The organism is Mameliella sp. CS4 (assembly GCF_019392335.1).
GTDB lineage: Bacteria > Pseudomonadota > Alphaproteobacteria > Rhodobacterales > Rhodobacteraceae > Antarctobacter.
Genome location: NZ_JAHXRQ010000022.1, coordinates 1 through 26059, shown reverse-complemented (window position 1 = coordinate 26059; position 26059 = coordinate 1). Strand labels below are relative to the sequence as shown.

The 26059-nt window shown below is 66.3% G+C and carries 28 protein-coding genes; 22 read left to right on the top strand and 6 right to left on the bottom strand.

The window, feature by feature from the left end; all coding sequences use genetic code 11:
* Positions 1 to 93 precede the first annotated feature (93 nt).
* Positions 94 to 951 carry an AraC family transcriptional regulator gene (locus tag KZZ07_RS20995; protein ID WP_219516931.1) on the top strand — a complete coding sequence of 286 codons (858 nt, stop codon included), beginning with the start codon at positions 94 to 96 and terminating at the stop codon, positions 949 to 951.
* A 2-nt stretch (positions 952 to 953) separates the two neighbouring features.
* On the opposite strand, the gene KZZ07_RS20990 is transcribed toward KZZ07_RS20995, so the two are convergent.
* On the bottom strand, positions 954 to 1547 hold the full coding sequence (locus KZZ07_RS20990) for a LysE family translocator (protein ID WP_219516930.1): 594 nt from the start codon (positions 1545 to 1547) through the stop codon (positions 954 to 956).
* A 72-nt stretch (positions 1548 to 1619) separates the two neighbouring features.
* Between KZZ07_RS20990 and KZZ07_RS20985 the strand changes: the two genes are divergently transcribed.
* Both KZZ07_RS20985 and KZZ07_RS20980 read left to right on the top strand, forming a co-directional pair.
* Positions 1620 to 2072, top strand: coding sequence for an Lrp/AsnC family transcriptional regulator (locus KZZ07_RS20985; protein WP_219516929.1), 453 nt, complete (start codon positions 1620 to 1622; stop codon positions 2070 to 2072).
* 27 nt (positions 2073 to 2099) lie between these two features.
* Entirely contained in the window at positions 2100 to 2894 is a 795-nt protein-coding gene (locus KZZ07_RS20980) for a hypothetical protein (RefSeq protein ID WP_219516928.1), read from the top strand.
* A 29-nt stretch (positions 2895 to 2923) separates the two neighbouring features.
* Here the strand turns inward: KZZ07_RS20980 and KZZ07_RS20975 are convergent, their stop codons facing one another.
* The gene (locus tag KZZ07_RS20975; protein ID WP_219516927.1) at positions 2924 to 3883 is read right to left on the bottom strand and encodes an L-malyl-CoA/beta-methylmalyl-CoA lyase; all 960 of its coding nucleotides are present in this window, start codon (positions 3881 to 3883) and stop codon (positions 2924 to 2926) included.
* Positions 3884 to 4124: 241 nt separating this feature from the next.
* Here KZZ07_RS20975 and dgcN point away from each other — a divergent pair, with 241 nt between their 5' ends.
* From dgcN to KZZ07_RS20955, 4 genes are all read left to right on the top strand, one after another.
* Positions 4125 to 5126, top strand: coding sequence for an N-acetyltransferase DgcN (gene dgcN, locus KZZ07_RS20970; RefSeq protein ID WP_219516926.1), 1002 nt, complete (start codon positions 4125 to 4127; stop codon positions 5124 to 5126).
* Positions 5127 to 5286: 160 nt separating this feature from the next.
* Entirely contained in the window at positions 5287 to 6252 is a 966-nt protein-coding gene (gene dgcA / locus KZZ07_RS20965; RefSeq protein WP_219516925.1) for an N-acetyl-D-Glu racemase DgcA, read from the top strand.
* 366 nt (positions 6253 to 6618) lie between these two features.
* Entirely contained in the window at positions 6619 to 7482 is an 864-nt protein-coding gene (locus KZZ07_RS20960) for a D-amino-acid transaminase (protein ID WP_219516922.1), read from the top strand.
* A 4-nt stretch (positions 7483 to 7486) separates the two neighbouring features.
* On the top strand, positions 7487 to 9670 hold the full coding sequence (locus tag KZZ07_RS20955; protein ID WP_219516920.1) for an OmpA family protein: 2184 nt from the start codon (positions 7487 to 7489) through the stop codon (positions 9668 to 9670).
* Positions 9671 to 9679: 9 nt separating this feature from the next.
* On the opposite strand, the gene KZZ07_RS20950 is transcribed toward KZZ07_RS20955, so the two are convergent.
* Together KZZ07_RS20950 and KZZ07_RS20945 are read right to left on the bottom strand one after the other, a co-directional pair.
* The gene (locus KZZ07_RS20950) at positions 9680 to 10888 is read right to left on the bottom strand and encodes a TIGR03862 family flavoprotein (RefSeq protein ID WP_370631212.1); all 1209 of its coding nucleotides are present in this window, start codon (positions 10886 to 10888) and stop codon (positions 9680 to 9682) included.
* Positions 10885 to 12234, bottom strand: coding sequence for a mechanosensitive ion channel family protein (locus KZZ07_RS20945; protein WP_219516918.1), 1350 nt, complete (start codon positions 12232 to 12234; stop codon positions 10885 to 10887). The genes KZZ07_RS20950 and KZZ07_RS20945 overlap by 4 nt, the downstream gene beginning before the upstream one ends.
* A 70-nt stretch (positions 12235 to 12304) precedes the next feature.
* On the opposite strand from KZZ07_RS20945, the gene KZZ07_RS20940 reads away from it, so the two are divergent.
* Positions 12305 to 12607: an HNH endonuclease family protein gene (locus KZZ07_RS20940; RefSeq protein ID WP_219516916.1), complete on the top strand. Its 303-nt coding sequence runs from the start codon at positions 12305 to 12307 to the stop codon at positions 12605 to 12607.
* Positions 12608 to 12679: 72 nt separating this feature from the next.
* The gene (gene ybgC / locus KZZ07_RS20935) at positions 12680 to 13069 is read left to right on the top strand and encodes a tol-pal system-associated acyl-CoA thioesterase (protein WP_219516914.1); all 390 of its coding nucleotides are present in this window, start codon (positions 12680 to 12682) and stop codon (positions 13067 to 13069) included.
* A gap of 71 nt (positions 13070 to 13140) precedes the next feature.
* On the opposite strand, the gene KZZ07_RS20930 is transcribed toward ybgC, so the two are convergent.
* Positions 13141 to 14067, bottom strand: coding sequence for a LysR family transcriptional regulator (locus KZZ07_RS20930; RefSeq protein ID WP_219516913.1), 927 nt, complete (start codon positions 14065 to 14067; stop codon positions 13141 to 13143).
* 99 nt (positions 14068 to 14166) lie between these two features.
* Here KZZ07_RS20930 and KZZ07_RS20925 point away from each other — a divergent pair, with 99 nt between their 5' ends.
* Positions 14167 to 14370, top strand: coding sequence for a hypothetical protein (locus KZZ07_RS20925; protein WP_219516912.1), 204 nt, complete (start codon positions 14167 to 14169; stop codon positions 14368 to 14370).
* Positions 14371 to 14387: 17 nt separating this feature from the next.
* On the opposite strand, the gene KZZ07_RS20920 is transcribed toward KZZ07_RS20925, so the two are convergent.
* Complete coding sequence (locus tag KZZ07_RS20920) at positions 14388 to 15092, bottom strand: SDR family NAD(P)-dependent oxidoreductase (protein ID WP_219516911.1); 705 nt, start codon at positions 15090 to 15092, stop codon at positions 14388 to 14390.
* A 212-nt stretch (positions 15093 to 15304) separates the two neighbouring features.
* Here KZZ07_RS20920 and tolQ point away from each other — a divergent pair, with 212 nt between their 5' ends.
* The 12 genes from tolQ to KZZ07_RS20860 all read left to right on the top strand — a co-directional run.
* On the top strand, positions 15305 to 16000 hold the full coding sequence (gene tolQ / locus KZZ07_RS20915) for a protein TolQ (RefSeq protein ID WP_219516910.1): 696 nt from the start codon (positions 15305 to 15307) through the stop codon (positions 15998 to 16000).
* A 3-nt stretch (positions 16001 to 16003) separates the two neighbouring features.
* A complete protein-coding gene (gene tolR / locus KZZ07_RS20910) occupies positions 16004 to 16480 on the top strand; it encodes a protein TolR (protein ID WP_219516909.1) in 477 nt (158 codons plus the stop codon).
* 7 nt (positions 16481 to 16487) lie between these two features.
* Positions 16488 to 17705, top strand: coding sequence for a cell envelope integrity protein TolA (gene tolA / locus KZZ07_RS20905; protein WP_219516908.1), 1218 nt, complete (start codon positions 16488 to 16490; stop codon positions 17703 to 17705).
* Positions 17702 to 18076 (top strand): cell envelope integrity protein TolA, encoded by a 375-nt coding sequence (gene tolA / locus KZZ07_RS20900; RefSeq protein ID WP_219516907.1) that lies wholly within the window; start codon positions 17702 to 17704, stop codon positions 18074 to 18076. The genes tolA (KZZ07_RS20905) and tolA (KZZ07_RS20900) overlap by 4 nt, the downstream gene beginning before the upstream one ends.
* Positions 18077 to 18215: 139 nt before the next feature.
* Positions 18216 to 19541 (top strand): Tol-Pal system beta propeller repeat protein TolB, encoded by a 1326-nt coding sequence (gene tolB, locus KZZ07_RS20895; RefSeq protein ID WP_219516905.1) that lies wholly within the window; start codon positions 18216 to 18218, stop codon positions 19539 to 19541.
* 68 nt (positions 19542 to 19609) lie between these two features.
* Positions 19610 to 20125 (top strand): peptidoglycan-associated lipoprotein Pal, encoded by a 516-nt coding sequence (gene pal, locus KZZ07_RS20890; protein WP_219516904.1) that lies wholly within the window; start codon positions 19610 to 19612, stop codon positions 20123 to 20125.
* A gap of 3 nt (positions 20126 to 20128) precedes the next feature.
* Positions 20129 to 20962 (top strand): tetratricopeptide repeat protein, encoded by an 834-nt coding sequence (locus KZZ07_RS20885; RefSeq protein ID WP_219516903.1) that lies wholly within the window; start codon positions 20129 to 20131, stop codon positions 20960 to 20962.
* Entirely contained in the window at positions 20913 to 22211 is a 1299-nt protein-coding gene (gene tilS, locus KZZ07_RS20880) for a tRNA lysidine(34) synthetase TilS (RefSeq protein WP_219516902.1), read from the top strand. Before KZZ07_RS20885 ends, tilS begins: the two co-directional genes overlap by 50 nt.
* Positions 22212 to 22289: 78 nt before the next feature.
* Entirely contained in the window at positions 22290 to 24209 is a 1920-nt protein-coding gene (ftsH, locus tag KZZ07_RS20875) for an ATP-dependent zinc metalloprotease FtsH (RefSeq protein ID WP_219516901.1), read from the top strand.
* Positions 24206 to 25024, top strand: a complete 819-nt coding sequence (locus KZZ07_RS20870; protein ID WP_219516900.1) for a methyltransferase domain-containing protein — start codon at positions 24206 to 24208, stop codon at positions 25022 to 25024. Before ftsH ends, KZZ07_RS20870 begins: the two co-directional genes overlap by 4 nt.
* Positions 25025 to 25036: 12 nt before the next feature.
* Complete coding sequence (locus tag KZZ07_RS20865; protein ID WP_219516899.1) at positions 25037 to 25624, top strand: MOSC domain-containing protein; 588 nt, start codon at positions 25037 to 25039, stop codon at positions 25622 to 25624.
* Between the two features lie 281 nt (positions 25625 to 25905).
* Positions 25906 to 26059: formate--tetrahydrofolate ligase (locus KZZ07_RS20860; RefSeq protein WP_219517017.1), on the top strand; the 154-nt coding region annotated here is incomplete at its 3' end.

Here is a 26059-nt window from a genome sequence, read left to right as displayed (position 1 = left end):
GCGCTATATGGCCTCGCCGCGCGCGGGATGCAATAAAGCAAGATTTGTCGCAACTGGCCCGTCTAGGGTCTTGGCAGACAAAGGACAACCGCAATGACCCGACAAGACCACCCCGCCACCGCATATGAGGCCCGTATCCGCCGCGTCATGCGCCACATCGTTGACACGCCAGACGGCGACCTTTCGCTTGATGCGCTGGCGGATGTGGCGGCGATGTCGCGGTTCCACTTTCACCGGGTCTACGTCGCGATGACGGGCGAGACGGTGGCGCAGGCCGTGCGCCGCCTGCGCCTGCACCGCGCCGGCAAATGGCTGGTGCAGGGGGCAGAGCCGGTGGAGCTGATCGCCGCCCGCGTGGGTTATGCCAACGCCCAGAGCTTCAACCGTGCCTTCAAGGCGCATTACGGCATCACGCCCCTGGCTTTCCGTACCGCCGGACAGGCTGACCGCATGACCTTGACCCTGCGCAAAGGAGACCCCGCCATGTACCCCGTTGAAATCCGCATCTGCGCGCCCGCGCGTCTGGCGGCGCTGCCGCACAAGGGCGACTATCACCAGATTGCCCGCGCCTTTACCGAACTGGCCGCGATTTTCTCAGCCAGGAGGCTGTGGCCGCAGGCGCGCGGTATGGCCGCCATCTACTACGACTCGCCCGCGGACACGCCAGAGCCGGACCTGCGCAGCGCCGCGGGCATCCTGGTGGAGGCGGATTTTGCCATGCCCGAGGACCTGCAGGACATTCCCCTGCCGGACGGCGATCGCCTCGTTCTGACCTTCAAGGGGGCTTATGCGGGCTTGCCGGCGGCCTGGGACCATGCCTATGGCGTGGCGCTGCCCGAATCCGGTCGGATGCCTGCGGACAGCCCCTCGTTCGAGGTCTACTTGAACGATCCCACCGATACGCCGCCAGAGGCGCTGCTGACCGAAATCCATGTGCCCCTGCTGGGCTGACGTCAGCCGAACAGCACCGGCACCATCGCGGCCAGCAGGATCGCCGCCATGCTCCAGTTGAACAGGCGCAGCCGTCCAGGTTTGTCCAGCCAGCGGCGCAGGCCGGTGCCAAGGACCGTCCAGGTCACGGCAGAGACGGTGCCGATCACCGCATAGGTGCCAGAGACCCAGGCCACGGCGACAAGGTCGCGGCTGGCGGCATAAAGCGTGATCGCGCCCAGGGCCATCGACCAGGCCTTGGGGTTGACCCACTGAAAGGCCGCCGCCTGCAAGAAGCTGAGCGGCCGGGCATTGCTACCCGCCGCTCCCGGTGCCGCCTGGTTGGCGATCTTCCAGGCCAGCCACAGCAGGTAAAGGATCGAGACGACCTTGAGCAGCGTGTTGGCAAAGGGCCAGATCTCGAAGATCTGCATCACGCCCAGGCCCACCGGCAGGATCATCAGAGGAAACCCATAGGCCACACCCGCCAGGTGGGGCAGGGTCCGGCGCAGGCCGAAATTCGCCCCGGATGTCATCAGCATCAGGTTGTTCGGTCCGGGTGAGAACACGGTGGCGGCGGCAAAAAGCGCAAGGGCAAGGAACAACTCGAGTGTCATGGCGCAATTCTTACGGTATCTGCGTGCGATTTTGTTGCGAACTGCGGCGCGTATCGGGTAAGCATGCAATTAATGATCGAAATGGATGCCATTGATCGCAAGATATTGCGAGAGTTGTCCGCCGACGGGCGGCTGAGCAACCTGGCCCTCGCAGATCGGGTGGGCCTCTCGCCGTCGGCCTGCCTGCGCCGCACGCAGGCGCTGGAAAAGGCCGGGGTGATCCGGGGCTATCGCGCGGTGCTCAGTGCCGAAAAGCGGGGCATCGGCTTTACCGCCTATATCACCGTGGGGTTGAACCAGCATACCAAGCCCTCGCAGCTGGCCTTTGAACAGGCGATGGCGGCGGCGTCCCAGGTGCGTGAATGTCACAACATCACAGGGCCGGTGGAATACCTGCTACGGGTCGAGGTGGCGGACCTGGCGGCCTACAAGCATTTCCATACCGACATCCTGGGGGCGTTGCCGCAGGTCCGCACACTGACATCCTATGTTGTCATGGGGTCTCCCAAGGATGAGCGGGCCTGAGCGTTTTTCGGGCAGACAGGAGGGGCCATGCGGGTACTGATCCATCCCGGCTTTCACAAGACCGGCACCACCAGCCTGCAACGCGGGGCAGAGGCGGAACATGCGGTCCTGGCGCCACGCCTGCGCCTGGTACTGCCGCATGACATCGAGCCGGTGAATTTCGCCGCGCGTCGCGTGTCGGTGGGCGCCAACGCCAAGCGCATCGCGGCATTTCGCGCAGCCGTGACGGAGTTTGCCCAGGGCATCGACCCGGGCGATCCGCGTCCGCTGCTTGTCAGCTCGGAGCATCTCTGCGGTTTGTTGCCGGGGCGCAAATCCGTGACCACCTATGCCGCAGCGCCAGAGCTGCTGGGGCAGATGGCCGAGGTCCTCTCAGATCACCTGCCAAACCCGTCTTTGTCGATCTGGTTCACCACCCGCGCGCCGGAGGCCTGGCTGAAAAGCCTCTACTGGCAACTCCTGCGCAGCCAGCGGGTGACAGAGGGGTCAGAGCAATTTGCCAACCGCTTTCGCGACGCGGCAGACCTGGGCGCCATTGTCGCGATGGTGGCGGAACGACTGGCGGGACAGGCCGACGTGTCGTCGACGAGATTGGAGGACTGCGGCGGCGATCCATTGGGGCCGCTGGGCGTGGCGCTGGACCGGCTGGGCGTGTCATCCGCCGGGTTGCGGCCCCTCGCGCGGCAAAACGTGCAACCGGCGGAGGCCGCGGCGGACCTGCTGGCGCTCAACCGGTCTGATCTGGACGACGAGGCGCTGAGCGCGGCCAAGACTGCCTTGCTGACACGTCTGCGCAAGGCGGGCCAGACCCGGGCAGGGTAGGGCCGGGCGCACAAGCCCGGCCCGACAGGTCAATTGGCGGCGATCATCTCGGACTGGCGCACGATCACCTCGGCCTGCTTGATCGAGGCGATGTCGACCAGCCGGCCCTTGTAGACCGTGGCGCCTTCGCCCTTGGCCTTGGCTTCTTCCATCGCGGCGAGGATCTCGCGCGCTTCGGTCACGGCCTCTTCGGTGGGGGTAAAGACCGCGTTGGCCAGCGCCACCTGTTTCGGATGGATCGCCCATTTGCCGACCATGCCCAGCGTGGCCGAGCGCAGCGCCTGCGCGCGGAAGCCCTCGTCATCGCTGAAATCTCCGAAGGGTCCGTCCACGGGCAGCACGCCGTGGGTGCGGCAGGCGGCGACAATCGCGGCCTGGGCCCAGTGCCAGGGATCCGACCAGTGCTTTTGCCCCTCGCGGATCATGTAGTAGTTTTCCTGCGTGCCGCCGATGCCGGTGGTCGCCATGCCCATCGAGGCAGCGAAATCGGCGGCGCCGAGGCTCATCGCCTCCAGCCGTGGCGAGGCGGCGGCGATCTCTTCGACATGGGCGATGCCGGCGGCGCTTTCGATGATGACTTCGAACTTGATCGGCTTGGTCCGGCCTTTGGCGCGTTCCACCGCCGTCACCAGCGCGTCGACGGCATAGATGTCCCCGGCGCAGCCGACCTTGGGAATCATGATCTGGTCCAACCGTTCAGAGGCCTGTTCCAGCAGGTCCACGACGTCGCGGTACCAATAGGGCGTGTCCAGCCCGTTGATGCGGACGGACAGGGTCTTGTTGCCCCAGTCAACCTCGCCGATGGCCTTGATGACATTGGCGCGCGCGCTGTCCTTGTCGGTGGGGGCCACGGAATCCTCGAGGTCGAGGTTGATGACATCGGCCGCCGAGCCTGCCATTTTTTCAAAGATCGCCGGGCGCGAGCCGGGGCCGAACAGCTGGCAGCGGTTGGGGCGGGCAGGGGCGGCAGGCTGGATGCGGAAGGACATGGGGCAGGGCCTTTCGGTCAGAAAATTGCGTATACCTCGGTATGCGGGTTATAAAACTGCGCAGCACTCTGCAAGGGAATTTCGCTGCAGGGCGGCATTCCTGCCTTGATGCACGATTCTTCGGCAGTTTTCCCAGAATGCGCAAGAAACGTCGAAGATTTCCGCAAATTGGCGCAGGAACGCAAGGCAGTTCGGCAACGACTCAGGCATGGTCGGGCAAATTCTGACTTCGGAGGCGTCCATGATCGAGACACCCTATCTGCTGTTCCTGGGCGATGCGCCCGACCCGCTGGCGGCCAAGGTGGCCCAGGGAATCCGCGACTGGCGGCCCGAAAACTGCGTCGGCCAATTGCGCCTGGACGGTTGCAAGGCCGACCTGGGCCTGCCGGACATGGACCTTGCGGCGGCCAAGGATGCGGGGGCCAAGACCTTGGTGATCGGCGTGGCCAACCGGGGTGGCAAGATCAGCCAGGTCTGGAAGAAGGTGCTGGTCGAGGCGCTGGAAGAGGGCTTTGACCTCGCCTCGGGACTGCACAACCTGCTGCGTGACGAGCCCGACCTGAAGGCTGTGGCCGAGGCCACGGGCCGCGCTCTGCACGACGTGCGGGTGCCCGAGGTCGACTATCCGATTGCCGATGGCAAGAAGCGCGGCGGCAAGCGGGTGCTGGCGGTGGGCACCGATTGTTCGGTGGGCAAGATGTATACCACGCTGGCGCTGGACAAGGCGATGCGCGACCGGGGCATGAAATCGACCTTCCGCGCCACGGGCCAGACCGGTATCCTGATCACCGGCGACGGCGTGCCGCTGGACGCGGTTGTGGCGGATTTCATGGCCGGCAGCATCGAATGGCTGACGCCCGACAACGATCCCGACCACTGGGACGTGATCGAGGGACAGGGCAGCCTGTTCCACGTCTCGTTCTCCGGCGTGACGATGGCGCTGATCCACGGCGGCCAGCCCGACGCGCTGATCCTGTGCCACGAGCCGACGCGCACCCATATGCGCGGTCTGCCGGACTATGGCCTGCCCACGCTGGAAGAGGTGCGGGACCTGTCGATGTCGCTGGCGAAGGTCGCCAATCCCGGCTGCCAGGTGGTCGGCGTGTCGATCAACACGCAGCACATGGGCGAGGACGAGGCGGTGCGTTATTGCGAAGAGGTCGAAGCCCGGCTTGGCCTGCCGACCGTGGACCCGTTCCGCCACGGCGCCGACCGGCTGGCCGAGGCGCTGGCCGCGCTCTGACATCGGGCGGTCCGGCCTGCGGCCGGACGCTGTTTCGCGCCTTGGGCGCGAAAGACGCCCCGCCCGCCGTCCCTTGGGGCGCATCCATTGATGCGTCGCCCTGGGGTGGCCAATTGCGGACCCGGGGTATTTGAACCAAGAAGAAGCAGGGAGGACGGGCATGACAATCAGTGTTTCACGGGATGTGTTCCGGCTGGCCGAGGCCTTTACCATTTCACGTGGCAGCCGGACCGAGGCGCAGGTTCTGACCGTGCGGGTCACGCGCGGCAAGGTCATGGGATGGGGCGAATGCGTGCCCTACGCCCGCTACGATGAAACGCTGGACAGTGTGACCGCCGAGATCGAGGCCCTGCCCTCGGGGATTTCCCGCATGGCGCTGCAAGAGGCTCTGCCTGCCGGGGCGGCGCGCAACGCGGTGGATTGCGCGCTTTGGGATCTGGAGGCCAAGGCCGCCGGGCAACGGGTGTGGGAGCTGGCCGGTCTGGCGAAGCCGGGACCGGAAATCACCGCCTATACCCTGTCGCTGGACACGCCCGAGAACATGGAGGCATCGGCGCGCAAACACGCTGCGCGGCCCCTGCTGAAGATCAAGCTGGGTACGGCCGATGACATGCCCCGGCTGGAGGCGGTGCGCCGTGGCGCGCCGGAGGCGCGGATCATCGTCGATGCCAACGAAGGCTGGAGCGCCGAGGTCTACGCCGATCTTGCGCCGCACCTGGTGCGGCTGGGGGTGGCGCTGGTCGAGCAACCGCTGCCTGCGGGCGAGGACGAGGCGCTGATCGGGATGGAGCGCCCGGTGCCCGTCTGCGCCGACGAAAGCTGTCATGACCGTGCCTCTTTGCCCGCGCTCAAGGGCAAGTACGACGTGGTGAATATCAAGCTGGACAAGACCGGCGGCCTGACCGAGGCGCTAGCCCTGCGCGACGCGGCATTGGCAGAGGGGTATGATGTCATGGTGGGCTGCATGGTCGGCTCATCGCTGGCGATGGCGCCGGCGGTTCTGGTGGCCCAGGGGGCGCTTGTCACCGACCTGGACGGACCTTTGTTGCTGGCGGAGGACCGCGAAACGCCGTTGCAGTTCGACGAGAGGGGGGTGCATCCGCCACCGCAGAGGCTGTGGGGTTAGGCCAGGACGCCCAGGCGGGTCAGATTGTCCTGCAAAGGCTCTTGGACCCGGATCACGTCGAGACAGATGTGATGTGCCTTGCGGTGATCCTTTTCGACCTCTTCGATCCGCGCGAGCGCGGCCTATTTCGTGGCAAAGCGATTTGGCGCGCCAGCCAGTGCGGGCGGGCCTGACCCCGGCACGCGTATCACGACGAATTTGACCATGTGCCACAGTACGACCGGCGTCGCCGCCTTGTCCGGATCGTCGGTTTCACCTTTGGAATCGTTCCAAAGGATGGCAGGCCGGGCGCCAAAGGAACCGCGACACTTGCGGCCCGCAAGCCGCCTGCCTACAAGACCCATAACAGTTTCAAGGACCACGCTGATGACCCGTACCGTCTATGTCAATGGAGACTACCTGCCCGAGACCGAGGCCAAGGTCTCTATCTTCGACCGGGCCTTTCTGATGGCCGATGGCGTCTATGAGGTGACCTCTGTCCTGGGCGGCAAACTGATCGATTTCGAGGGCCACGCGAAACGGCTGCAGCGTTCGCTGGACGAATTGGAAATGGACAGCCCGGTCACACCCGAGGAGCTGCTGCAGATCCACCGCGACCTGGTGGAGCAGAACGGGATCGTCGACGGGCTGGTTTATCTGCAGATCACGCGGGGCGCCCCGGACGACCGCGATTTCGTCTTTCCCGACCCGGAAACCACGCCGCCGACCATCGTCCTGTTCACCCAGAACAAGCCCGGCCTGGCGGAAAGCCCGGCAGCGAAGACCGGCATCAAGGTGATCTCGATCGAGGATGCCCGCTGGGGCCGCCGCGATATCAAGACGGTGCAGCTGCTCTATCCATCTATGGGCAAGATGATGGCCAAGAAGGCCGGAGCGGATGACGCCTGGATGGTCGAGGACGGTTTCGTGACCGAGGGGACATCGAACAACGCCTATTTCATCAAGGGCAACAAGATCGTCACCCGGGCGCTGTCCAATGACATCCTGCACGGGATCACCCGCGCTGCCGTCCTGCGCTTTGCGAAAGAGGCGCAGATGGAGGTCGAAGAGCGCAATTTCACCATCGAGGAAGCGCAGGGCGCCGATGAGGCTTTCATAACCTCCGCCTCGACCTTCGTGATGCCGGTGGTCGAGATCGACGGCGTGGCGCTGGGCGATGGTACGCCGGGACAGCGCGCCTTGCGCTTGCGCGAGATTTACCTGGACGAGAGCCGCAAGGCCGCGATCTGATCCGATGACGGCCAAGGCGCTTGTCGAAGCCATCGGCGCGCTGGTCATCTTCCTGACCCTGGCCGGGCTTGGACTGTTTCAGGTCCCCAGTGACGAGCCGACCATCGAGGCCGGGCTGCGCGCGCAGGCCACGGTCTTGCTGGCCGACTATCCCGATCCACCCGTTCTGACGGTCAAGGGACGTGTGCTCACGGTCGAGGGGCTGGTGCAAAGCAACGCGGACCGGCGCGCCATCGAACGCGCGCTGCGCGCCATCGACGGTGTCGAAGAACTGCGCGCCAAGCTGGAGGTTCTGCCCCGCGTCGGGCGGTTCACCTTCAGCCTGGGCAAGGATGACAAGGGCACTCGGCTTGGCGGTCATGTCACCGCAGCCACCACTGCCGAGGCGTTGGGGCGGGTCACGGGTGCGCCGGTCACGCCCTTGCAGGTGGCCCGCGGGGCGCCTTTTGGCGACTGGGACAAGGCCCTGCTGGTCCTGGCTGAAAGCGCGGCATTGCTGCACCGGGCAGAGGTTGACGTCAGCGGGACCAGCGGCACGATCCGGGGCGAGGCGCTCTGGTCGGCCGAGGCGCGGGCGGTGGCGGCGCGGCTCGACACGCTGCCCAAGAGCCTGTCGATCAAGCGAGAGATCAGCGTGCGTGACGATGGCGCGCCTTTCCTGCTGGTGGCAGAGCGTCACCCGCGCCGAGGTGTTTCGCTGCGGGGCAAGCTGCCGCCGGGGCTGAACGTTCAAGCCCTGACAGGCGCATTTGACAGTGTGCAGGACAACGCGCTGGTGGCTGGTCCGGTCGATCCGGACCTGCCGGATCTGGGGCCTGCCATGACCGGCGCCATCAAGGTTCTTGCGGCGGCAGAGCAGGGGATTGCACTGGTGACGCCCGGTGCCGTGGTCCTGACCAGCCTGCGTGGCGGTGCGGAGATGGACAAGGCGTTGACGGCCCTGCGTGCGGATATGCCCGCCAGCTACCGGCTGGACGTGTCGCAACTGCCCGAGACCCCGCCACAGCCCTTCTGGCTGCAGCTCGATCGGTTGAATGGCGCGGTCATGGCCTCGGGTGTGCTGCCTGAGGGTATCCCGCCCGAGGAGCTTTCCAAGGCGCTGGGCGCCGACGTCTCTCGCCTGTCGCAGGCGCCTTATCCGGACACGCTTGGCTGGGCTGCCAGCATGGCGGCGGTGCAGGACGCCTTTGCCGAGGTCATCGAGGGCGGCATCCTGCTGGAAGAGGCGTCCATCACGTTGGACGCGGTTCTGGCAGATCCGGACAGTGCCGTTCGGGTCGAGACGCGTCTTGCGGCGCTGCCGCAGGGCGCTGACCTGCGCAGCTATATCGAACTGCAGGACGATGGCCGCGACCCGGATGCGACCCTGACCTATCATCCTGAAACGGGGCTGTCGCTCGATGGTGTGCTGCCCGTCGATCTGGATGCGGCCGCGATTGCCGGGCTGCTTGGCCTGCCGCCTGCCGACGGTGCGATTCAGCAGGATCAGGAGACCGCGCTGCCGCGCGCCGCCCCTTTTTTGAAGGCCGTCGCTCCGTGGCTGGGTGAGGCGGAGACGCTGACCATCACGCTTGCCGTGGGGAAACTCACTGTCGAGGGCGTGTTGTCCCCCGGCGTCGACCTGGAACAGATCGAGGCAGCGACCCGTGCCGCTCTGGGGCCGAATGACAGGCTGACGCTGTCCGTGCTGCAAGATTACCCGCCCACCGACACCCGGCGCCAGAACGTGGCCCTGGGCGCAGAGCAGGTCTTTCTGGCGGGCTACTGGTTGCCGCTGCTGGAATTTGCGCCCTCCGTGGCCGAATGCGCCCGGCAGAGCCGCCTGGCCGAAAGCGATGAGCCGGTGCGGTTCCTCTCGGGTGAGACGCGGCTGGATGCGCGTTCGATCCGGGGCGTAAACGCGCTGTCGGCGGTGGCTCGGGTTTGCGTGGGGCGGGGCGGGCTGCGCCTGCGGGTCGAGGGGCACACGGACAATTTCGGCGCCGAGGGTGTCAACCGGATGCTGAGCCGCCTGCGCGCCGAAGTCGTGGCGACAGAGATCGCCAAGCGTGGCGTCCCTGAGGTCGCGATGGAGGTGCTGGGCTATGGCCCCGATCGGCCGGTTGCAGACAATGCGACGCCGGAGGGGCGGGCGCGGAACCGCCGGATCTCTCTCGCCTGGTCGACGCCCGGTCAGTCGATCCAGTAAGGTGCGGCCTCAGCGGTCCTGATCGCGCGCAGGTTTTGCGGTTGCCCATTCGGCCGCGTGGCGCCCGGCCCAAAGCCCGGTGGCCAGGCAGCCGGTCAGCAGGTAGCCGCCTGTCGGCGCTTCCCAGTCCAGCATTTCGCCCGCGCAAAAGGTGCCGGGCAGGTCGCGCAGCATCAGGCCGCTGTCCAGCGCCGCGAAGGGCACGCCGCCCGCGGTCGAAATCGCCTCGTCCATCGGTCGGGGCCTTGCCCCGCGCAACTCCAGTGATTTGACGACCTTGGCCAGCGCCTGCGGGTCATCCGGCAGGGGGCGCGCAAATTCCATCAGCAGGGCCTGCGCGGCGGGTGTCAGCCCCAGGGCCTTGCGCAGGGCATTGGCCCTGCTCTGCTTGCCGCGCGGGCGGGACAGACGTGCCGTCAGTGTCGGGATGTCCATGCCCGGCTTCAGGTCGATCCGCAGGGGGTGGCCCGTCCGCAGCGCGGGCGTCAGGGGGTAGATGCCACCGCCTTCCAGCCCGCGGGCAGAGATCACCACCTCGCCGCGGTTGGTCCTGTCCCCGGCCGTGAGCGAGATATTCTTCAGCGGTTCGCCAAAATGCCGTTTCATGTGGTCGGACCAGTCCACCGCCAGCCCGGCATTGGAGGGGGCAAAAGGCGTGACCGGAAGGCCGGCTTGCCGGAAATGCCCGGCCCATACCCCGTCCGACCCTAGCCGCGCCCAGCTGGCGCCGCCCAGGGCCAGCACGGTGACGTCGGGATGCTCGCTCTGTTTTCCTTCGGGGGTGTCAAAGCACAGCCCGCCGTCCTTGTCCCAGCCCAGCCAGCGCCAGCGGGTCCGCACCTTCAGCCCCATACCGTCCAGCCGGGCAAGCCAGGCACGCAGCAGGGGAGAGGCCTTCATGACCTCGGGGAAAAGCCGCAGGGTCGAGCCGGTAAAAGTCTTCTGGCCCAGCCCCTCGGCCCAAGCCGAGACGTCCCCAGGGCCGAAGGCGCTGATCATCGGCGCCATATCCGGCGCTGCCGCGCCATAGGCGGCCAGAAAGCGGGCTGGCTCTTCCATCCGGGTCAGGTTCAGCCCGGATTTTCCGGCCATCAGCAGCTTGCGCGCCAGCGAGGGTTTGGCCTCGGCCAGGGTCACGGCATGGCCTGCGCTCAGCAGGGCATCGGCGGCCATGAGCCCGGCGGGCCCCCCGCCGATGACAAGCGCCCGTCCCGTCACGCCTCCTGCGCCTCGGGCGCGGGGCTTTCGGTCGAGCGCTGCAACTGGATGACGCGGTGGGGGTAGGGGATCTCGATGTCGTGTTCCTTGAGGGCGTTCCAGATCAGGAACAACACGTCAGAGGTATATTTGTTCGCCCCGTCGTCGATCCCGTTGACCCAGAACTCCACCGCGAAATCCACGCCCGAGTCGCCAAAGCCGCGCAGTTCGCAATCCGGCGGAAAGGGCGTGTCCAGCACCCCGGGATGCTTGGCCACCGCCGCCTCGACGATATCGGGGACAAGGTTGATGTCGGTCTTGTAGCTGACCGAAAAGGGCGCCTCGTAGCGGTTGGCGCTGCCCTGGTCGGAATAGTTGATGACGCGGGTGGTGATGAAATCCTCGTTCGGGACGACAATCCAGCGGCCATCGTAGGTTTCCAGGATCATCGCCCGTGCGGTCGTTTTCACGATGGTGCCCGCCTCGCCGCTGTCCAGCTCGACATAGTCGCCCACGGTGGCCTGCCCTTCCAGCAACAGGATGATGCCCGAGATATAGTTCGAGGCGATCTTTTGCAGGCCAAGGCCAAGCCCGACGCCGATGGCACCGCCCAGGACCGCGAGAGAGGTCAGGGGAATGCCGACGATGTTCATCAGCAGCAGGAAGGCGAGGCCGAAAATGCTGAATTCGGCGGCCTTTGCCGCCAGTTGCCGGGTGGCCGGGCGCATGTCCTCCTGCTTGTGGATATAGGCGCCGGTCTGATCGTTGGACCAGCGGCCCAGCCAGAACAGGATCGACCCGGCGATGACGCCGCGGATCACAGACATCAAGGTGAATTCGATATTGCCCAGGCTCACGGTCAGCTCGTTCAGGCGTTCCGTGGCCACGTCCAGCAGGCCCACGGCATAAAGTGCCATGACCGGCAGCAGGATCATCCGGCCCAGCACCTTGAGGAACCCGTCCTGCACGATCTCGCGCACCAGGATGCGCGCGGCCAGCAGCAGGAAGACGCGCTTGCCGAAGGCGATCACCGCGCCCGAGTTGAAGATTGCCCGGGTCAGGCTTTCGCCGATGCCGGTAAAGGCCCAGGCCAGGAGCGGCAGCAGCAGCGGAACGAAGATCAGCAGGAACCGGCGTGTCGAGGCCATCAGCGACTGGCGCGAGGCCTCTGGCGTCAGGACACGGGTCAGCCAGGGCCGCAGGCGCCGTGTCAGCAACCAGGCCAGCAGGAAGGCGGCGGCCAGAAGTCCGAACTGCGACCAGGCGGCGGGCGAGACCAGCCATTCATGCGCGATCTCCCCGCCCTGCAGGACATAGGCATAGGCCTGCTGCACGATCTCGGGCTGGTTGGTGAGGTCGAAATCCATTGGGCTTGATCCTTGGCGTCGTCGTCACATTCTCTTGCCCAATGCCAGTACCGGCCACAAGGGGAGCGATTTGGAACAGGGATCAGAACCGATTTGTCCGTTGTGCCTGCGCCGCATTCCGCCGGAGGCCCGGCAGAGCCTGCACCACCTCGTGCCACGGCTGAAGGGCGGCAAGGGCGGGCCGGTGGTCCTGTTGCACCAGATCTGTCACAGCGAGATCCACGCCCGGTTCACCGAAGCGGAGCTGGCGCGCGACCTGAGCACGGTCGAGAAACTGCGCGCGCACCCCGAGATGGCGAAATTCCTGGCCTGGGTCGCCAAGCGGCCACCCGCGTTTCACAGCCGCAGTGCCGGCGGGCGGCGCAAGCGCTGACACCTGCGCCCGGCTTGCGCCGCCGGGCGGCGGCGGCTAGGGCTTGGGCACTTCCGCAAGCGAGACCAGCCCATGACCCACCGTTTTCCGATCCGCGTCTACTATGAAGACACCGATATGGCGGGGATCGTCTACCACGCCAACTATTTGAAATTCATCGAACGTGCGCGCAGCGACTGGGTCAAGGAACAGGGGTTGGACCAGAACGCCATGCGCGAGGATGAGGGGATCGTCTTTGTCGTGCGGCGGATCGAGGCGGATTACCTCATGACCGCGAAATACGATGACGCGCTCGAGGTTCGGACGACAGTCAAGAGCATGACCGGCGTGCGGCTGGTCATGTCGCAAGAGGTTGTGCGAGGGGAAGAGGTGATCTTTCGGGCCGAGGTCACGGCGGTCTGCGTCACCCGCGAAGGGCAGCCCGCGCGCCTTCCGGCGGCCTTGCGGCAACGTGTGCATTGAGTGCTGTCCGCGCGCGGACAGCATAACGACGTGACGTTCGCAGCGGGTTACAGCGACGATTTTGCCTTCGTTTAACCTGTGTCCCGCTTGGGACCTGCTTGGCGGCCCGGTTTCGGCAAGGACGACTCCTCTCGCACGACGCCTTTCAGCCATTCGATGAAGACCCGTGTCTGTGGCCGCACTGGCCCCTTGGGCGTGACGGCATAATAGCCCATCGAGAACGGCGAGGGCATGGGGACGCGGCGAAGCGTTCCGGCGGCGAGGTCCTGCCGCACGTTGATCTCGGGTGCAAAGATCAGGCCAAGCCCGCTTCGCACGATGTTCAATTGCAGGAAGGGCACGCCGAGGTCCGCATTGCGCAGCTTTTCGGGGTCGAGGCCGAAGGCCCGCATGGGGCGTTCCTGGTGGTCGGCCCCCGGTGACCAGACCCAGGGCAGGCGATCGAGCGGCGGCATGTCGTCCGTCACGACGGAGGGCGCGCCGACGGCAATGACCTCGGACTCCAGCAACAGTTCGAAATCCGCATCCGGCCAGTGCGGTGTGGTTTCGCTGGCCCGGATGGCCAGGTCAAAGCCCCCGGCGACCAGGTCCGTCGTCATTTGTGAGGGTGATACCGCAACCCGCACCTCGGGGTGTCGGGCCCAGAAATCATCCAGCCGGGGCAGAACGATGGATTGCGCGATGAATATGGTCGAGGCGATCTGCACTGGCCGTGCGCCGACCTGCGCTCGGGCGGTCTCGATCGCCTGTTCGATGGTGTCAAAGCCTTCGCCAAGCCCGCTGGCAAGCCGCACGCCCTCCTCGGTCAGGGTCACGCTGCGCCCGGCGCGGCGAAGCAGCGTGACGCCGATCTCCCTTTCCAGCGCGCGCACCTGCTGGGCGATGGCGGCATGGGTGACGTTCAGCGCCCGTGCGGCGCTGGCGAAACTGCCCTCGCGGGCGGTGAGGTCGAAGGCCCGGAGGGCCGAGAGGGAGGGCAGGCTGCGCCAGTCGGGCATTATGATAGTTCAGCTATTGTTTTGGAAATCTTCCTGACTCGGTTTCCTGTCGTCACGAGCGTATTTCGAGGCCATCAAAGTGTTTCGGGAGATAAAAAGATGCAACCTGTGTTTTCGGAAGGAATGATGCGCGCTTACCGGCGTCATGACCCCGATGGCCGCCCTCTGGACCGCAACGCGGCAAACCTGGCGCGTTACCGGAAGGCGTGCGCGGCGGCCGCGCGGGAGGCGGCGCAGACGCAGGCAGGGCAGGGCGTGCAGCTGCTGGCACTGGTCCGGACCTGGCGCCGTGCCCCGGCCTGACCGACAGGCTGCCCGCGTTACCAGGTCTCGCCGAAAGGGCGAAGGTCGATCTCGAAGGACCAGGCAGAGCGATCCTGCCGCGTCAGCATCACCGCGGTGTCCGCGATACGCGCGGGCTGGATGAAGAAGTCATCCGGTTTCCCCTTGGCGAAATCGGCACGGGTGTCGGCGGTGTCGATCACTCCGTCGATAAGGATATAGGCCACGTGGACCCCCTTGGGGCCAAGCTGCTTGGCGAGGGATTGCGCCAGGATACGCTGGGCTGCCTTGGCGGGCGCAAAGGCGGTCGTCCAGTCCTGTCCGCGCGTTGCGGCGGTGGCGCCGGAGACGATGATCGTGCCCGATCCGCGCACCGCCATTGCGCGGCCCGGCTTGCGGGCGGCGGTATAAAGCCCGAGTGCCGCGACCTGCCAGCTTTGCTCGAATTGCGCCTCGTCGAGGTCATCAAGCGTTCCGAACATGGCAAGATCGGCATTGTAGATCATCACCTCGGGCGGGCCATGATCGCGGGTGACCTGGTCGAGGACGCGAGACAGCGCTGCGGGATCGGCCGCATCGCAGGGTGAGGCCGCGACCTCGGCCCCCGGCTGCGCACGACCTTCGAACCGCGCGCCGGAACGACTGAGCAGCGCCAGGTCGTATCCGGCATCCATGAATGCCTGTGCATAAGCGGCGCCGAGGCCGGGTCCGTGGCCAATGATGAGACAGAGCGGGCGGGGCATGAAACCTCCTGGTCGTGTCCGACGCGCCAATCTAACACGGTTCGCGGCTGCGCCAAAACGGCGAGTCGCCCTTCGTGTCCGGCATGGAACCGCCCATTTGACGCTTCATGGGCCACCGGGTGCCATATTGTTGGCCTTTCCCCTGCAAATCGGCTACATATCCCGGTAATCAGAGCCCCGGTCACAGGGGCCTACAGGAAATGAGCAGGTCTATGGAAGCAGGAACGCTTGCCCTCGCCTCGGAGATCGATTTCTCCTTCTGGGGTCTTTTCATGCGCGCGACGCTGACGGTCAAACTCGTCATGCTGTTGCTGATCGTCGCCTCGGTCTGGGCCTGGGCGATCATCATCGAGAAATTCGTCAGCTACCGCCGCGCCCGGCGCGAGGCGACGCGATTCGACCGCGCCTTCTGGTCCGGAGAACCGCTGGACGAGCTGTTCGAACAGTTGGGGCCCGAACCTTCGGGGCGCTCGGAACGGGTCTTTGCCGCCGGAATGATGGAATGGCGCCGCAGTCACCGAGAGGACGGCGGGCTGATTGCCAACGCGCAAAGCCGGATCGACAGGTCGATGGACGTGGCGATCCAGAAAGAAGCGGACCAGTTGCAACGCGGGCTGCCTGTTCTGGCGACGGTCGGGTCGACCGCGCCCTTTATCGGGCTGTTCGGGACGGTTTTCGGCATCATGCACGCCTTCATTCAGATCGCGGAACAGCAGAACACCTCGCTGGTGGTCGTCGCGCCCGGTATCGCCGAGGCGCTGCTGGCCACGGGCCTCGGCCTGCTGGCGGCGATCCCGGCGGTGATTTTCTACAACAAGTTCTCTGCCGATGCGGATCGGATCGTGGGCAACTACGAGGCCTTCGCCGACGAATTCGCCACCATCCTCTCGCGCCAGCTGGATTCCTGAGCGATGGGTGCGGGGGTCGTCAAATCCGGAGGCGGCAAGCGGCGGCGCGGATCGCGCAGAAGCCGCGCGCAGCCGATGGCCGAAATCAACGTGACGCCCTTCGTGGACGTCATGCTTGTGTTGCTCATCATCTTCATGGTGGCGGCGCCGCTGCTGACCGTGGGCGTGCCGGTGGAACTGCCCAAGACCGCGGCGCAGGCCCTGCCCAGCGACCCGCAGGAGCCGTTGACCGTGACGCTGTCCGCCGATGGCAAAGTGCTGATCCAGAGTACCGAGATCACGCGTGACGAGCTGGTGAACCGGCTGCGCGCGATTGCGGCGGAACGCTCGGACGACCGGGTTTACCTGCGCGCGGACGGCTCGGTTCCCTACAGCGACGTGGCCCAGATCATGGGCGCGTTGAACGCGGGCGGGTTCTCATCCATCGGCCTTGTGACGGACGTGGGCGGCCCGGCGCTTGACGGGCCCGACGGCGGCTGAGGCGCGGATGAACCGCTATCTCTACATATCCGGCGGGGCACATGCCCTGCTGTTTGCCTGGCTGCTGCTGGGCAAGGTGTTCTCGGCGGACCCGCCCGAGATGCAGGTTGCGGACGTGACCGTGCTGAGCGAAGAGGACTTTGCCCTGCTGACGGCGCCGCCGGTGCCGGATCCTGTCCCTGCAGCGGAAACGCCAGTCGCACCGCCGCCAGAGCCGGAACCCGAACCTGAGCCTGAACCCGAGCCGGTCCCCGTGCCCGAACCGGAGCCCGTCCCGGAGCCCGAGCCCGAACCCCAGCCGGCGCCCGAACCCCAGCCCGAACCCCAGCCCGAGCCGCAGCCGGACCCTGAACCCGTGCCGGAGCCCCAGCCGGTCCCGGAACCCGATCCCGTGCCCGTACCGGCCCCTCTGCCGGATCCCGAACCCGTGCCGGCGCCGATTGCGCCGCAGCCCGCGCCGGTGCCCACGACGCGCGCACCCAGTGCCTCTGTGCGGCCCCAGGCGCGCCCGGCGGACCGCGTGGCAAGCGAACCCGTGGCGCCACCCGATCCGAACACCGAACGCGCCGAAGAACGGGTCGAGGCGGTGGACCCCGAGGCCGACGCCCCCGAGGTGGTCGAAGAAGAACGTGACCCCACCGCGCCGCCCGAGACCGCGACGGAAATCGTGCCGGAGGGCGGCCCGCGTTTCGCCCCAACGGAATCACTGCGCCCGCAGGCCCGCACGCCCCGCGTGGCACAGGCGGCGACGCCCCGTCCCGATCCAGCCCCCGACGCGGCCCCGGACCCGGCGGGGACGCCGGACCCGGAACCCTCGGCGCCGGATCTGCCGGACGTCAACGCCGACATCACCTCGGCGCTGGCCGATGCCCTGTCCGCCGCGCCGCCCGATGCCCCCGCCGGTCCGCCCATGACACGGGGCGAACGCGAGGCGTTGCGGCTGGCGGTGCAGGCCTGCTGGATCGTCGACAACGGGTCCGAGGCGTCGAACATCACGGTGACTGTGGGCATGGAGCTGGACCAGGACGGACGCGTCGTGCCCGGCAGCCTGCGCATGGTCGGGGCCTCTGAGGGCAGCGCGGCGGCGGTGCAGACCGCTTTCCAGGCCGCGCGGCGCGCGGTCCTGCGCTGCGAGAAGGGCGGATACGATCTGCCTGCCGAGAAATACGAGCAGTGGAAAGAGATCGAGATGACCTTCAACCCCGACCAGATGAGGTTGCGGTGAGGGTCCTCGGTGCTCTGGCGGGCCTGTGCCTGCTGACGGCGCCCGGACCGGTCCTTGCGCAAACCTACGCGGCGGATTTCGCGCTGGCGGTGCAGCGTTGCTGGGCGATCGACGTGAACAGCGAGGCCAGTGACATCGCGGTGACGCTGGCGTTTTCCATGCGTCCGGACGGGACTGTCGTGCCGGGCAGCGTGAAGATGGTCAGCGCCTCTCCGGGCAGCAAGGCAGGTATAGACCAGGCCTTTCAATCCGCGCGTCGTGCCCTTTTGCGGTGTCAGGGGAGCGAAGGCTACAACCTGCGCGTCGCAGAGCACGCACAGTGGAAAGATGTCGAGATGACCTTCGATCCTCACGAATGGCGCCGTGAATGAGCGAGTTCCTGCGCAAATTCCCCCTCCGCAGGCCAGTATTGCCGGTTTTGCGGCGGGGGAAATCAGGATAGGTTAACGCAGGGCGGGCACAGACCCGCCGCATCCGGTCCGAGCAGCGCCCGAAGGAGGGTTTCCCGAGATGATCGCACGCCTAGCCGCCCTGGTCCTCGCCTGTGCCACGGCTTTCCTGCCTGTGGCCGTCCAGGCCCAATCGGGTCCCTTGCGCATCGAGATCACCGAAGGGGTGATCGAGCCCTTGCCCTACGCGGTGCCCGATTTCGTTGCCGAAACCCAGGCCGCCGAACAGTTCGCGGCAGAGATCAGCCGCGTTGTCGCCGCCGACCTGACCGGCACCGGCCTCTTCCGCGAGATCCCGCGCGACGCGCATATCGCTCGGGTCAGCAGCTTTGGCGCGCCGGTGCAGTTCGCGGATTGGAAGGCGATCAATGCCCAGGCGCTGATCACCGGGTCGGTCTCGGCGGATGCCTCGGGGCGGGTCGTGGTCAAGTTCCGGGTCTGGGACGTCTTCGCGGGCCAGGAGTTGGGGCAGGGGATGCAGTTCGCCTCTGACGCTAGCGGCTGGCGCCGGCTGGCACACAAGGTCGCCGACCAAGTCTATAGCCGGCTGACCGGTGAGACGCCCTATTTCGACAGCCGCGTGGTCTTTGTCTCGGAAACCGGGCCCAAGGACGCGCGCCAGAAACGGCTGGCGATCATGGATTACGACGGCGCCAACGTGCAGTACCTGACCGACGACTCGTCGCTGGTGCTGGCGCCGCGCTTTTCGCCCAATGGCGGGCGGGTGCTGTATACCAGCTATCAGACCGGCTTTCCGCGGATCCGTGTCCTGACCGTGGGCGACGTGGCCAGCCAGACCCTGCAGGTGGGCGAGGGCGTGATGAGCTTTGCGCCGCGGTTCTCGCCGGACGGGCGGATGGTGGTCTATTCCCTGACGCAGGGGTCGAACACGGATATCTACGCGATGGACCTTGCCAGTGGCGCGACCCGGCAACTGACCTCGGCCCCCTCGATCGAGACCGCGCCGAGTTTCTCACCCGACGGCCAGCGGATCGTCTTTGAAAGCGACCGGTCCGGCACCCAGCAACTTTACGTGATGCCCGCGATGGGCGGTGAGGCGCAACGGATCAGTTTCGGCGAAGGGCGATACGGCACCCCGGTCTGGAGCCCGCGCGGCGACCGCATCGCCTTTACCAAGCAGAACGCGGGCCGGTTCCACATCGGTGTCATGCGCACCGATGGCAGCGAGGAACGCCTGCTGACCGCCTCTTTCCTGGATGAGGGCCCGACATGGGCGCCGAATGGCCGCGTCATCATGTTCTCGCGCGAGACGCAGGGCGCGCAGGGGTCGTCCGCGCTGTATTCCGTCGATATTTCGGGGCGCAACCTGAAGCGGGTGCGCACCCCGGCGGGCGCCTCGGACCCCAGCTGGGGGCCGCTGCAATAAGACGTCAATTCCCATATCTTGCGCCCTGTGATAGACAAGGCGCAACGACAAGAGCAGGATCAAGATCCATGAAACATCTCACCAAGGCCATCCTGATTGGCGCGGCGCTGGCCACCGCGGCCTGCACCAACCCGTCGCGGTTCGGTGGCGACGACGCCTCGCGCGGTGCGGGCGGCCCGGGAACCTATGCGCCGGGCAGCGTCGATGATCCCAAGTCGCCGGCCTATTTCTCGGCCCGCGTCGGGGATCGGGTTCTGTTCGCGGTCGACCAGTCGTCGCTGTCGCCCGAGGCGCGCGTGGTGCTGGACGGCCAGGCCAAGTGGCTGATGGACAACCCCGACTATCTGGCGATCATCGAAGGTCACGCCGATGAACAGGGTACGCGGGAATACAACCTCGCGCTGGGCGCCCGCCGTGCCAACGCGGTGATGGAATACCTGGTGGCCAAGGGCATCCCGCAGAACCGTCTGAAATTCGTCAGCTACGGCAAGGAGCGCCCGCTCGAGATCTGCTCGGAAGAGGCGTGTTATGCCAAGAACCGCCGCGCCGTGACCGTGATCTCTGTCAGCAGCCTGACGGGGTAAGACATGCTGCGCGGTCTGGTGTTCGGCGCCTGTCTTCTGGCAGGCGGTATGGCGGCGGCCCAGCAGGGCGACACGCTGGCCGACGTCAAACAGGACCTTGCGGTCCTGACGGTCGAATTGCGCAAGCTGCGCGCCGAGCTGAACACCACCGGCGCGCCCTCTGTCGCGGTGGGCGGGTCCGCGCTGGACCGGATCACCGCGATCGAGAGCGAGCTGCAGCGCCTGACCGCCAAGACCGAAGAGCTTGAATTCCGCATCGGGCAGGTTGTCGAGGACGGCACCAACCGGGTCGGCGACCTGAAATTCCGCATCTGCGAGCTGGAACCCGGCTGTGACGTCGGCCGGTTGAGCGAGACCGACCCACTGGGCGGTGGTGATGCAGGTCCGGCACCGGTGGCGGACCAGCCCGCGCCGCCCCCCGCGACCGACGCGCTGCCGTTCGACGGCGAGCTGGCCGTCAGCGAAGAGGCGGATTTCCGGTCTGCTTTGGAGGCACTGGACGAGGGCGATTACGCCGGCGCCGCAATGCTTTTCGCCCAGTTCCGGGAAACTTACCCGATGGGTCCGCTGGAACCGGCGGCCCTGATCGGGGAGGGCCGCGCGCTGGAGGCGCAGGGTGACACGCGCGAGGCAGCGCGGCGCTACCTGTCGGCCTACTCGGGCTTTCCGGATGCCAAGGTCGCGCCCGAGGCCCTGTGGCGTCTGGGCGATGCCCTGGGCGCGCTTGGCTCGGTGGGCGAGGCGTGCATTACGCTGGGCGAAGTCGCGGTGCGCTATCCCGGATCGGATGCCGTGGCCCGCGCGAGCGCCAGCCGCCAGAGCCTTGGGTGCCAGTAAGACGGTGAGCCTCGACCAGCGGTTTGCCGAGGCGATGGGCCAGTTGCTTGGCCCTGATTTCCCATCTGAAATTGGTTTGGCGGTCTCCGGTGGCGGGGACAGCATGGCGATGCTGACGCTCGCGCACAACTGGACCCGTGTCTGGGGGGTGCGCCTGCGGGTGGTCACCGTGGATCACGGGCTGCGGCCCGAGTCCGCGGATGAGGCGGCGATGGTGGCCGGGGAATGCGCCACGCTGGGCTGGCCCCATACCACGCTGCGCTGGCACTGGGATGGCGCCGGCAACAAGATGGACGCGGCGCGGCGGGGCCGCCTGGCGCTGATCGACGAATGGCGCGGCGCCTTGTCCCATGTTCTGATGGCCCATACGCGCGACGACGTGGCCGAGACATTCCTGATGCGTCTGGCGCGCGGCTCGGGGGTGGACGGGCTGGCGGCAATGTCGGCCCGGCGAGAGGTGGGCGGCATGCAGGTCCTGCGTCCGTGCCTGGACATGGGGCGCGCCGAGTTGCGTCACTACCTGACGGTTCTGAGAACCCCCTGGGCCGAGGATCCGTCGAACGAGGATCCGGCCTATGGGCGGGTGCGGATGCGGCGGCTGTTGTCCGAGTTGCAGGCCGAAGGGCTGGGGTCCGATACCCTGGCCGACACGGCGGCCCGCCTGCGTGATGACCGTGTCGCTCTCGCCATGCGCGCCGCAACGATCTGGGATGCGGTGGGCATGCAGACAGGCTGGGGCGGACTGATGCTGGCGCCGGATTGGTACGAACAAGTCGAAACGGCCACGCAGCGCCGGTTGCTGTCCGCCATGCTGCGCTTTGTTTCGGGTGCGGAATACGCGCCGCGGGCCGAGGCGCTGGAGGGGCTGCGGGATCGTCTGGTCAGCGGGGGCAGTGGCACGCTGCACGGCTGTGAGGTGATCCACCATCGGGGCCGGGTGCTGATGTTCCGAGAGGCGGCCGCTGTGGCCGAGGGGGGCGTCATTGCCCCGGGAATTGCATGGGACGGACGCTGGCAGGTAGCGGCGCCCGGTTACGCGGGCTGCACGATCCGCGCCCTGGGAGAGGACGGCTGGCGGCAGGTCACAGAGAAACCACCAGGCGGACCGCCCTTTCGCGCCGCTCTCTCATTGCCGTCGATCTGGCGGGGCGACAGCCTGCTGGCCTGCGATGCGCTGGGTGTCGGTCCCGGCAATACTGCGCGCCTGTGCCGCGCCGGGGTGTTCCGCGACTTCCTGCTCTCGCATTGAAGCCCGGGCGCCGATCTCTATGTTACACTGCAACTCGCTGTGCTATGAGCCTGCAAAGCTTACAAAGGAGTTCCCCCCTTGGGTAACGCAAGAAACATCGCCTTCTGGGTCGTTCTGTTCCTCCTGATCCTGGCGCTCTTCAACCTGTTCTCGGGCGGCGGTACCACGCTGCAGAGCCGCGAGGTCGGCTATTCCGATTTCGTCCGTGCGGTCGAGACGCAGAAGGTCAGTTCGGTGACCATCGACGGCGAGCAGGTGCGCTATCGCACTGACGAAGGGCAGGACTATGTCACCATCAAGCCCGAGGACGCGGAGCTGACCAACCTGCTGTTGGACAACAACGTTCCGGTCAAGGCAGAGGCGCAGGAGCAATCCGGCTTCCAGTCCTTCCTGCTCAGCTTGCTGCCCTTCCTGCTGTTGATCGGTGTCTGGATCTATTTCATGAACCGGATGCAGGGCGGCGGCAAAGGCGGGGCGATGGGCTTTGGCAAGTCCAAGGCCAAGCTGCTGACCGAAAAGCATGGCCGCGTGACATTTGACGACGTGGCCGGCATCGACGAGGCCAAGGAAGAACTCGAAGAGATCGTGGAATTCCTGCGCAACCCGCAGAAATTCAGCCGCCTCGGCGGCAAGATTCCCAAGGGTGCGCTGCTGGTGGGCCCTCCGGGCACCGGTAAGACGCTACTGGCCCGCGCGATTGCCGGGGAGGCAGGAGTTCCCTTCTTCACCATCTCGGGTTCCGACTTTGTCGAGATGTTCGTCGGTGTCGGTGCAAGCCGTGTCCGCGACATGTTCGAGCAAGCCAAGAAGAATGCGCCCTGTATCGTTTTCATCGACGAGATTGACGCCGTGGGCCGCGCCCGTGGCCAAGGCTATGGCGGCGGCAATGACGAACGTGAACAGACGCTGAACCAGCTGCTGGTCGAGATGGACGGTTTCGAAGCGAACGAAGGCGTCATCATCGTGGCGGCCACCAACCGTCGCGACGTTCTGGACCCGGCGCTGCTGCGTCCCGGTCGTTTCGACCGTCAGGTCACGGTGCCGAACCCCGACATCAAGGGCCGCGAAAAGATCCTTGGCGTGCACGCCCGCAAGACTCCGCTGGGGCCGGACGTGGACCTGCGCATCATCGCGCGCGGCACGCCCGGCTTCTCGGGCGCCGACCTTGCCAACCTCGTGAACGAAGCGGCGCTGATGGCGGCACGTGTCGGCCGCCGTTTCGTGACGATGGAAGATTTCGAGAACGCCAAGGACAAGGTCATGATGGGCGCCGAGCGGCGCAGCATGGTCCTGACCGACGACCAGAAGGAAAAGACCGCCTTCCACGAGGCCGGTCACGCGGTGGTCGGGTTGGCCCTGCCGCAGTGCGACCCGGTCTACAAGGCGACGATCATCCCGCGCGGCGGCGCGCTGGGCATGGTGGTCAGTCTGCCGGAAATCGACCGTCTGAACTGGCACAAGTCCGAGTGCGAGGAAAAGATGGCGATGACCATGGCTGGCAAGGCCGCCGAGATCATCAAGTATGGTGAGGAAAACGTCTCGAACGGTCCGGCGGGCGACATCCAGCAGGCCAGCGCGCTGGCCCGTGCCATGGTGCTGCGCTGGGGCATGTCCGACAAGATCGGCAACATCGATTACGCCGAGGCGCACGAGGGTTATCAGGGCAATACGGCCGGCCTGTCGGTTTCCGCCCATACCAAGGAGCTGATCGAGGACGAGGTGCGCCGGTTCATCCAGGAAGCCTATGAACGCGCCTACCAGATCCTCACCGACCGCAAGGACGAGTGGGAGCGGCTGGCAAAGGGGCTTCTGGAATACGAAACCCTGACCGGCGAAGAGATCAAGCGCGTGATGCGGGGCGATCCGCCGCACGCGGGTGACGATGATGGCGGGTCTGGCGCGGTCGAAGAGAAACCCTCGGTCACCGCGATCCCCAAGACCAAGCCCAAGTCCAAACCCTCAGGCGACGGGGGACTGGAGCCTGAGCCCTCGGCATGACGACCGGGACGCAAGAAGACGATTGGGACCCCGGGACCTACCACAGGTTCCGGGGTTATCGTTTGTTGCCCGCGCTGGACCTTTTGGCGCGGATCGGGCCATTGCCTCGCGGGGACGTGGTCGATCTTGGCTGTGGTGCCGGGGACGTGGCGCCGGATCTGCACCTGCGGTTCTGCAAGACGACCGGCGCCAGGCTGATCGGCGTCGACAGCTCTCCGGCGATGCTGGAACAGGCGCGCGGGCAGGGGGTCTATGACCAGTTGGACGAGAGAGACATCGCGCAATGGCGGCCGCAAGAGGCCCCGGCGCTGATCTTTTCCAATGCCGCGCTGCACTGGATCGACGGGCACGAGGCGTTTTTGCCTGGGTTGGTGGACTCGCTGGTTCCGGGCGGGGTGCTGGCGGTTCAGGTCCCGCATCAGAACAACGCCCCCTCTCACCGGCTGTGGCGCACGCTTGCAGAAGAGCTCTGCCCCGGCCAACTGGAGGGGGTGCACCTGCCCGAGGTGCAGAAACCTGCGCAGTATTATCACCTGCTCGAAGGTCTGGGTGAGATCAGCCTCTGGGAGACGGAGTATTTCCAGAAATTGCCGCCCTGCGAAGACGGCCACCCGGTGCGCCGCTTTACAGAAGCGACCTATGCACGCCCCATCCTGCGGGCCATGCCCGACACGGCGCGCGCCCGGTTGGTGGCCGCCTATGACGAGCTGATTCCCAAGGCTTACCCGCTGTCCGCGGATGGCGGGGCCTTGTTCCCCTTGCGGCGCATGTTCTTTACCGTGACACGTGCAGGGCGATCCGTTTCCGCCCCCTAGAGAGGTCCACCCATGCCCGCGCTCAAGCCCACCGATTACACCGCCACCGTGACATGGCTGGGTGTCGTGACGAATGACGACCGTGCCGAGCTTCTGGCGGACCCGCGTGAGCGGCTGGACCTGACCTTTGAGGGTGTCGCAGGCTCTGTGCACGGCGGGGCGACGCGGGCTTCCTGCACGCGGGTGAAGTCGCAATATCCCAAGGGCACGGACATCCGGAACGAACGCCAGCTGAGCATCATCAGCGAAGAGGAACTGGCCGAGATCGCGGCCCTGATCGGGGTCGACGCAATCGATCCGGCGCGGCTGGGCGCCTCGATGGTGCTGCGTGGCTTGCCGGATTTCAGCTTTGTCCCGCCGTCGTCCAGGCTGCAGGCGCCCTCTGGCGCGACGCTGACCGTGGATATGCAGAACCGGCCTTGCCAGTTTCCCGCCAAGAGCATCGAAGCGGTGGCGCCGGGCAAGGGGCGCGGATTCAAGCCCGCCGCCGCGGGACGCCGCGGCGTGACCGCCTCTGTCGCCCGCGAGGGCAGCGTTGTGATCGGCGATGTCCTGCGCCTGCACATTCCAGATCAGCGGGCCTGGCAGCCCGAGGGCTGACCCAAAGGCGTTTCTGACCGAATTCCACGAATAGAGACCGAAGTTTCCGATACGAAAGTTCGTGTTGCTCTATGCCCGTGCAGAAGTGATCTATAGGCGCAACGGGATCACCATCCGCCCAGCCGGAGCCTGGGGTTTCCGATCAGCGGCACATGGCTCCTGACGCGGCCAACCTTCGCCGCAGTTACGCAAGAAAAGGTCGGATTCGCTTTCACAGGCGGTCCGGTACATCGCTATGGCTGGGCCATCGCGAAACCATCCGCAACAGGGACAGCACCAAGATGGCATTCAAGTCCGACATCGAAATCGCCCGCGAGGCGAACAAGAAACCGATCCAGGAAATCGGGGATGCGCTGAACATTCCGGGTGAGCACCTGCTGCCCTACGGTCACGACAAGGCCAAGGTGAGCCAGGATTTCATCAATTCGGTGCAGG